The 7,741-nt window shown below is 65.7% G+C and carries 12 protein-coding genes; 11 read left to right on the top strand and 1 reads right to left on the bottom strand.

From position 1 onward, the window contains the following. The 7 genes from MOX01_RS18965 to MOX01_RS18940 form a co-directional block, all read left to right on the top strand. The coding region (locus MOX01_RS18965; RefSeq protein WP_218028597.1) for a hypothetical protein at window positions 1-411 on the top strand (411 nt) is incomplete at its 5' end. 52 nt (window positions 412-463) lie between these two features. Continuing rightward, entirely contained in the window at window positions 464-604 is a 141-nt protein-coding gene (locus MOX01_RS19240) for a hypothetical protein (RefSeq protein ID WP_170224322.1), read from the top strand. 167 nt (window positions 605-771) lie between these two features. Continuing rightward, window positions 772-1,989, top strand: a complete 1,218-nt coding sequence (locus MOX01_RS18960) for a DNA-processing protein DprA (RefSeq protein WP_170224321.1) — start codon at window positions 772-774, stop codon at window positions 1,987-1,989. Next, window positions 1,959-2,267 (top strand): hypothetical protein, encoded by a 309-nt coding sequence (locus MOX01_RS18955; RefSeq protein WP_141371177.1) that lies wholly within the window; start codon window positions 1,959-1,961, stop codon window positions 2,265-2,267. Before MOX01_RS18960 ends, MOX01_RS18955 begins: the two co-directional genes overlap by 31 nt. Window positions 2,268-2,512: 245 nt before the next feature. Then, a complete protein-coding gene (locus MOX01_RS18950; protein ID WP_141371175.1) occupies window positions 2,513-2,716 on the top strand; it encodes an antitoxin VbhA family protein in 204 nt (67 codons plus the stop codon). Continuing rightward, entirely contained in the window at window positions 2,709-3,467 is a 759-nt protein-coding gene (locus tag MOX01_RS18945) for a Fic/DOC family protein (RefSeq protein WP_141371173.1), read from the top strand. Before MOX01_RS18950 ends, MOX01_RS18945 begins: the two co-directional genes overlap by 8 nt. Then, window positions 3,464-4,096, top strand: a complete 633-nt coding sequence (locus MOX01_RS18940) for a recombinase family protein (RefSeq protein ID WP_141371171.1) — start codon at window positions 3,464-3,466, stop codon at window positions 4,094-4,096. The genes MOX01_RS18945 and MOX01_RS18940 overlap by 4 nt, the downstream gene beginning before the upstream one ends. A gap of 416 nt (window positions 4,097-4,512) precedes the next feature. Here MOX01_RS18940 and MOX01_RS18935 read toward each other — a convergent pair whose 3' ends face one another. After that, entirely contained in the window at window positions 4,513-5,013 is a 501-nt protein-coding gene (locus MOX01_RS18935) for an oxidoreductase dimerization domain-containing protein (protein WP_230977995.1), read from the bottom strand. A 36-nt stretch (window positions 5,014-5,049) separates the two neighbouring features. On the opposite strand from MOX01_RS18935, the gene merT (MOX01_RS19605) reads away from it, so the two are divergent. The 4 genes from merT (MOX01_RS19605) to MOX01_RS18920 all read left to right on the top strand — a co-directional run bounded on the left by merT (MOX01_RS19605) (window position 5,050) and on the right by MOX01_RS18920 (window position 7,596). Then, window positions 5,050-5,652, top strand: coding sequence for a mercuric ion transporter MerT (gene merT / locus MOX01_RS19605; protein ID WP_503826187.1), 603 nt, complete (start codon window positions 5,050-5,052; stop codon window positions 5,650-5,652). A 62-nt stretch (window positions 5,653-5,714) separates the two neighbouring features. Further along, window positions 5,715-6,074: a mercuric ion transporter MerT gene (gene merT / locus MOX01_RS19600; RefSeq protein ID WP_503826186.1), complete on the top strand. Its 360-nt coding sequence runs from the start codon at window positions 5,715-5,717 to the stop codon at window positions 6,072-6,074. Further along, complete coding sequence (locus MOX01_RS18925) at window positions 6,071-7,063, top strand: cytochrome c biogenesis CcdA family protein (protein WP_141371167.1); 993 nt, start codon at window positions 6,071-6,073, stop codon at window positions 7,061-7,063. Before merT (MOX01_RS19600) ends, MOX01_RS18925 begins: the two co-directional genes overlap by 4 nt. Further along, the gene (locus MOX01_RS18920; protein WP_141371165.1) at window positions 7,060-7,596 is read left to right on the top strand and encodes a TlpA family protein disulfide reductase; all 537 of its coding nucleotides are present in this window, start codon (window positions 7,060-7,062) and stop codon (window positions 7,594-7,596) included. Before MOX01_RS18925 ends, MOX01_RS18920 begins: the two co-directional genes overlap by 4 nt. Window positions 7,597-7,741 lie beyond the last annotated feature (145 nt).

Genomic DNA, 7,741 nt, shown 5'->3' with positions numbered 1-7,741 from the left:
CCGCCGCTAACCATCTGGGAGCGGCGGGGAAACCCGCCGCTCCCCCACCCCGGAAGGAACGCCATGAGCGCCACCACCACGCGGGTGATCATCGCCCGCCACCGCCACATCGACATCTCCGCCACCCCGCCCGCACCGATCCCCGATGGCTGGCCCGCCGACCTCTGGGAAGCCGTCACCACGGGGCAGATGACTCCCCGCGCCGCCCGCGCCCTCCGCGCCGAGCGGGCCGCCCGCGCCGCCGAGGATGCGGGGCCGCTGGTGTGCGCCGAGTGCGGCACGACGACCGCCGCGATCTACATCGCGACTACCCTCGACACCTCCGATCCGAAGCACACCCGTACGGAACTCTGTGCGGCCTGCGACGACGCGCTCCGCACCGCTGAGCCCTCCACGCCGGGGGAGCCATGAGCGCCGCCAGGCGGTCGTCTACGCCGGTTCAGACGGGGTTGCGCGTCCAGCCGTGCTCATCGACAACAGGCCGCGCGGGGGGAGCTTGTTCGTCGAGTACTCCGAGGGCGGCACCACCCGGATCGCCTATCTCGACACGATCCCCTCCCGGCTCATCGACGAGCTGCACTCCACGTCGGCGCGGCTCACCTGACACCCGCCCCGCCGACACCCGGGCGACCTACGAACAGCGCTCCACGCGCTCGCCGTAGGTCGCCCGTTCTCATGCCCGGAGAAATCGTTAGCCCAACCTAGTTGACAATGTCAGAGGCAGTGCGTATATTTAGTGATGTCAGGTTACACATTCCACTGGAGGACATCATGAGCACCACCACCGCCACAACGGTCACCGACACTCTCGCAGCTCGCGCCGCGTTCACCACGTTCATCGAGCCGGGTGACGGCGTCGCCGGAGCGCTCATCGAAGCCCTCGGCCCCATCGCCGCCTTCGACACGATCACCTCGAGCGGAGACCGGCACGCGACCCTCGTGGACGCAGGACTCAGTGCAGCTGAGGCCCAGGAAGCACTCGCCCGCTGGACGCCCCGGATCAACTCCCGAACGATCAGCGAAAACCTCGCCGCCGCCGAGCGCGAGGGCATCACCCTCGTCGACCCCGACACCATCCCCGCGCTCGCCAGCCTCGGCACCCAGCGCCCCGTCGCCCTCTACGTCCGCGGAAACGCTGCCGGGCTCGCCGCATCCACCCCCATCACCATCACCGGCGCACGCGCCAGCACCGGATACGGCGAGTACGCCGCCCGCGAGCTGGTCGACGATCTCCGCACCCACGACGTCACGATCGTTTCTGGCGGGGCATACGGCATCGACGGAAGCGCCCACAGGGCCGCACTCGGGGCAGATCTCCCCACCATCGCCGCGCTCGCCGGAGGCGTCGATCGGGCCTACCCCGCCGGACACAACGAGCTGTTCACCCGGATCGCCGTCAAGGGCGCGGTCATCAGCGAGATGCCGGTCGGAGCCGCCCCCACCAAATGGCGCTTCCTCGCCCGCAACCGGATCCTGGCCGCCCTCTCCCGCGCCACCATCGTCGTCGAAGCCGGGTGGCGCTCAGGCTCCCTGAACACCGCCGGACACGCCGCCGCCCTTGGCCGCCCCCTCGGAGCCGTCCCCGGCCCCATCACCGCAGGCCCGGCGCTGGCGCACGCCGAGGCGGAAGGATGCACGGCCGTGGTTCTTCGCGACGACACCCGACCCTTGGCCGTCGTGGCGGTGGCCGACCAGCTGCGCCCCGACGCCGAAAGCACCCTTACCGAGCTGCGCGACCTCGGAGTCGAGCGGGTCCTGATGCTCACCGGCGACAACGCCACCGTCGCCAGATCCACCGCGCAGGCCCTGGGGCTAGACGACTACCGCGCCGAGTTGCTCCCCGAGGACAAATCCGCCGCAATCCGTGAGCTGCGCGAGAAACACGGCGTGATCGCGTTGGCCAGGGCGACGGCGTCAACGACGCCCCCGCCCTGGCCAACGCCGACCTCGCCATCGCCATGGGTGCCGCCAGCACCGACGTCGCCCTAGAGACCGCCGATGTCGCCCTCATGGCCGACGAGCTCGACCGGCTCCCGGCCGCCATCCGACTCTCGCGCCGCGCTCGGAACAACATCAAGATCAACATCGTCCTGAGCCTGACCGTCGTGGCCGTCCTGATCGTCGCCGCCCTCGCCGGCTGGATGTCCCTGACCACCGGCCTGCTCCTCAACGAGGGCAGCGCGGCGCTGATCATCCTCAACGGCCTGCGCATGCTCCGCCCCGGCCGCGGCGAGACCCGACGCGCCCGAACCTCGGTATCTGTCTAATCTCCGGGCCGAAACCAGTCTTGTAGACCAGTTTCGCACCATCACCAACAACGTCATAGCGCACCGTCATCATCGTCATCACCACCCGACGCGGCCGCCACAGAGTGCCACCAGAACACCGCCATATAGAGGCGAAAGCCACACTCCGGTGCTCAAAACCCTTGTCAAAACCCCATTCTGTGCAAAACCCCTACTATAGGTTTTTGAGCAAGTCGGTTAGACTAGAAGCAATGAGGGAGGCCACCATGAGCGTCAAGACCGTCAGCACCATTTCCGCGGCCGAGCGTGAGCTGCGCGAGCGCGTCGTGGCCGACGCCGCCCACAGCTCCGCGATGGAAGGCCTCACCGCCGGCGCTGAGTACCGCGCCGACGCGGCCGCCTACGCAGCGGGGGAGTTCGACGTCGACGAGCTGGGACGCCGTACACGGGCCCGCTGGGGCCTTGCCTGATTTCGTCGACCCGTACCTCGAGCCCGAATCGGGCATCCTCCGCAACCGGCTCGGCCTGACCGACCGCGCCACGCTGGATCGCGCCGAAGCGGAACTGACCGAGTGGCGACGGGCCGAGCTGATCACCCGCCCGGTGAAAGTCACCGGAGATCTCCGACAGCTCCAGGCAATCCACCGGCAGCTCTTCCAGGACGTCTACGACTGGGCCGGCCAGCTGCGCACCGTCGACATCCGCAAGGGCACCGACCCGGGCGCGGAGTTCTTCATGCCGGTGTCCCGACTGGAGTCCGGCGCCGGGTTCGCGTTCGCGGAGCTCGCGGACGAGCACCAGCTGCACGGCCTGGACCGTGACCGGTTCGTAGATCGCCTGGCGCACCACTACGACCAGGTGAACTACCTGCACCCGTTCCGGGAGGGCAACGGCCGCACGCAACGGATCTTTTGGACGCAGATCGCCGCCGGCGCCGGATTCGACCTCGACTGGAACCGAGTCACCGGGGCGGAGAACGACCAGGCGTCACGTGCCGCGATGGAACGGCAGGACTTCACCGAACTGCGCGGGATCTTCGACCGCATCGTGCAGCCCGCCGCGGGAGGCCGGCTCACTCCGGAACGGATGGAGCAGCTGCGCGCGTTCGCCAATCTGAGCAGCAGCGTCGCGCCGGGACGCTCTGCACCGTCGACGTCGACGGGCCGCTCGCGCCGGCCAACGACACCCGGCCGAGAAGCGGAACAGGGGAGGGACCTATGACCGTCGTCGGATATGCCCGAGTCTCCAAGCGTGAGCAGAACCCGAAGGCACAGGAGGCCGAGCTGCATGCCGCAGGAGCGGAGCGTGTGTTCGTCGACCACGGCGACTCCAGCCGGGTCAAGGATCGCCCGCAGTGGGTGGCGTGCATGGACTACCTCCGTGCCGGCGATGTGCTGTTGGTGCGTCGCCTCGATCGGCTCGGCGGGACCGAGCGCATCCTGATCGAGACGCTGCACGAGCTGGAGGACAAGGGCGTCGATATCAAGAGCCTCACCGAACCGGTGATCGACACCACGACCCCGATGGGCCGTGCCCTGTTCGGCATCGTCGCCGTGTTCGCACAACTGCGCGTGGACACGATTCGGGAGAACACCCGGCTGGGTTTAGAGTACGCACGCGCCCAGGGTCGCGTCGGTGGGAGGCCGACGGTGATGAGCGCTGAGCGGGTCGAGGTCGCTCGGCAGATGCGCGCTCAGAACCCGCCGGCGACGTGGGAAACGATCGCTAAGACCCTCCAGGTCAGCTCCGCGTCCGTGCGCCGCGCTATGGCTCAGCCAGAAATGTCAGCTAGTGAGCGCCAGCACGGCGCGACTACGCTCCAGGCATCTGCTCCCTACGACCAGCAATAGACCTACTCAGGCGTCCAGCCGCGCCAGCGCGCGTTAGCGAACGCTGTCGTTGCGCAGCCGCACGGCGATCCACAGGCCACATCGGCGACACAGGTAGGCCGCTCCGTCGCGCAACTCATGCAGCTTGACCCGCGGCATCGTTCTGCCACAGCATGAGCATTGGGTGGCCGCGTCAACGTTCATTCGAGCTCATCGCGTCAATATCTCCTCGGTAATCGGTAGCCGGCAGTCCAAGCCCAGCCAGCCGATGCCGCGTATAGGCCAGGCCCGATTCAACCTCGTTTCCCTGTGGAAAACGTAATCCTGGCCAGTCAAAAGGACCGGGCGTGCCTTGAAACGGAGCTGGATTGCGTCTTCAGCAGAGACCAACCATGGAAGGTTATCTCGCCCGCAACAGCGATCGATTTCGCGGTGTTCTACAGCAGGGATCCGAGGTCCGAGCCAAGGGAGGGATAAGTGGTGGTAACGGATTTGAGTTGGCGGGTGGTGAGGCCGAGTTTGATGGCGAGGCCAAAGGTGTTGATGAGTTCGGAGTAGCCGGGGCCTAGGAGGTGTGCGCCGAGGATCTGGTCCGATGCGGGGTCAATGATGATCTTTGCTGCGGCGGTGGTTTCGGCTACCCGGTAGGTGGAGTACCAGTCGCTGGTGTCGGAGGACCGGACGGCGATTTCGTGTCCCACGTAAGCGGCTTCGTGCTCGAGAAGACCTACGCGGTCGAGCTCAGGGATGGCGAACACGGTGGTGGCACGCCCGTTTGGTCGGGCGCGGTAGTGGTGCCCTTGATCATGTTGGGCGCAGCGACTTTGCCTTCGAACACGGCAACGGGGCGTGAGCGGACGGCCAATCGTGTTCGCGGCGTCGCCGGCGGCGAACACGGCGGGGTTGGTGGTGCTTTGCAAATAGGCGGCGACAGTCACACCGCGTGGACCGCTGGCGACACCCGCAGCGTCCAGATGCAGCTGTCGAGGTTGGGAACCCTACCCGCCGTGGATTACGAGGCCGGTGTCGATGCTGGCCGCTGTTCCGGTGGTGTCGCCCGCGTCCGCCCGGCGTCGAAAACTGCCACAGCCGAGCGCCCAGCTAGCTGGGAACTCCCCCCTAAAGAAGCCGGGGAGAGGCTTAGCGGCTTGACCTTGACCTATAGGGAAAGGTCGACACTGCTAAGGGCCGGGCGTCCCGGTCCCGTTCGGCTCACAGCCCCTGCCACTGCACCTTCTGGAGCGTATTTGATGAATGCGTCACACAATCCTCAAAACGCTGAGCCCAGCCGGGCTCCGGCCATTGTCTTTCTGCTGCACCTGGCTTGTTGTGGTCTGCCGCTGCTGATCGCTTTCGGAGCCTTTGGGGCGACCGGTGCGCTGCTGGCCAACCCATGGGTCGCTGGTGCGGTTGTGCTGGCAGTGCTGGTCGGCGTGCTTGTGGCTGCACGAGTTGTTAGCCGAGGCAGGAGCACAGCGGAGCCGCAGGACGATTGCTGTCTTCCGGTGGGCCGGGCTGAAAGACCGCACGACGTCGGACGGGCTGATCCTTCCGACACCCGGGACATCGCCGCATAACCCTAATGACCACTACCACGTGTCCCGGTCTTGTCCGGGGCTTCCCCTTTTAGGAGATCTTCATGTCTGAACGTCCTTCGAGCCCTAGGCCGGGTGCCGGCGGGGTCCTGGTTGCTATCGGCGTGATGGCTCTCGCTGTTGGTTGTTGTGCAGGGCCAGCGCTGATCGCTGGCGGCGGCCTCGCTTTGGCTGGGGGAGTGCTCAGTAATCCTGTCGTTCTGGCCATCGGTGCCCTGGTGGTGGTGGGTGCCGTCGTCTACACCGTCTACCGGCGCACCCGCGCACGGGCATCTACCGATATCCCCAAAAATGATGCTCAGTCGGCTCCGCTCGAAACCGGCACGTCGACAGCAGGCGACTGCTGCGCCCCGCGTGCAACGACCACTACGCCGGCTTCCCGCGAATCAGGATCGGACGCATGACTGGGGCGCTAGGGCTGGCCTTCTTGACCGGGATGCTCGCGACCGTGAACCCGTGCGGGTTCGCGATGCTGCCGACATATCTTGCGTACTTTATCGGCTCCGGGCCGGAGAGCGGACGGAAGCGCCCATTGCTGGCGGGCCTTCGAGCGGGAGTTGCGCTTAGCGCCGGTTTCGCAGCCGTTTTTGTTACGGCTGGACTGCTGGCTGCCGTAGGACTGCGGTTCGTGGCTTCCGCATTACCATGGGCCGCAGTAGTGATCGGTGCCGTCATCGCGGTGGCGGGTCTCGGAATGCTGGTTGGCCGTCAGATGCCGCGGACACGGCTGAATTTGAACCGGTTCCTCAAAACGACGGGCGAAACCGGCTCAGGTTTGAAAGCTGTGTTCGCATACGGTGTCGCCTACGCGGTTGCTGCGCTTTCGTGCAGTCTGGCGCTTCTGCTGGCCGTAGTCGCCCAGGCGGTATCCGCAGGAAGCCTGGTCGGGCTGCTGGCGGTGTTCGCTGCCTACGCGCTGGGCTCTTCGGTGGTGCTGGTCCTCCTGTCCCTGGGAGCTGCGGTAGCCCGTGATGCTTTAGCAAACCATGTCCGCCGATTGCTGCCATTCATCAATCGTCTCGGTGGGGCGGCTCTTGTCCTGGCCGGGATCTATCTGCTGCTCTACTGGATTCCCGCGCTGAGCGGAGGGCAGGCTGGCGGGATCCTGAGCTCGGCGATAACCGCAGCGAGCGTGAGCCTGTCTGGCTTCATCACGGACTATTGGTTGTTAATCACAGTGGCAGTTGTGCTGGCCGTTCTTGCCGCTGCCACTCTGTCCTGGTTGCGCCCCGATAAAGCCAAGACCCGGGGCACCGACGAGAGGAAACAGGGCGACGGGATCGCACAGGCGGATAACAACCCAGCCTATGAGAACAACGGCGCGGAATCGTGCTGTAGCCCCGACCCTGCAACTCCGGATTCCGTAAAGCACTTCGAGCAAGGAACCTCATGACAACAACGTTGACCCGACGGCGCATATCCATCATCACTGTCCTCATCGTCGCCGTGGCCCTCATACTGATTCTGGCCATGACCGCACTGAACCGCGGTGCTGCTGATGGGTCTTCCGGCGGGAACAGTGTGGACAGGATCGAAGTCGTCTCCGTGGACGATGAGGCGGTGACGGTGCCGGCTGAGCGTCCGACGGTTCTCTACTTCATGGCGAGTTGGTGCTACACCTGTATCCCGCAGGCCGCCGCGATGAATGAGTTGGAAGACGAATACGCCGACCGGGCGCAATTCATTGCCGTCGATGTTACGCCGGAAAACACCAAAGCCGAGGTCGACGGCTTCCGCGAGCCGGCAGGCTTCCCCGACCACCCGTACGTCGTGGACAAGACGGGCGAGCTGACGCAACGATACAACATCGTTTCCCTCGATTCGACGGTCGTTGTTGCCCCTGACGGCGAAGTTCTCGGCCGGGCTGATGGTAAGCCGATGGAGATCGAAGCCCTCAGAACGTTCCTGGATGAAACGCTTCCCTAACCGGCAGGCATCTTCTCGCCAGGTCGGTAGTTTCGCTCGACATCTTGCCAACCGACGTCACTTTCGTGGCCTGAACCGGAACGACAACATGGGCTCCAGAAGCAGCAATTACAGGAGATGATCGCCGAAAGCGCTCAGGGCGAGC

Source organism: Microbacterium oxydans (assembly GCF_006540085.1).
Taxonomy (GTDB): Bacteria; Actinomycetota; Actinomycetes; order Actinomycetales; family Microbacteriaceae; genus Microbacterium; species Microbacterium oxydans.
Note: the sequence above shows the minus strand (reverse complement) of the source record. Positions and strands in the feature narration are given on the sequence as shown.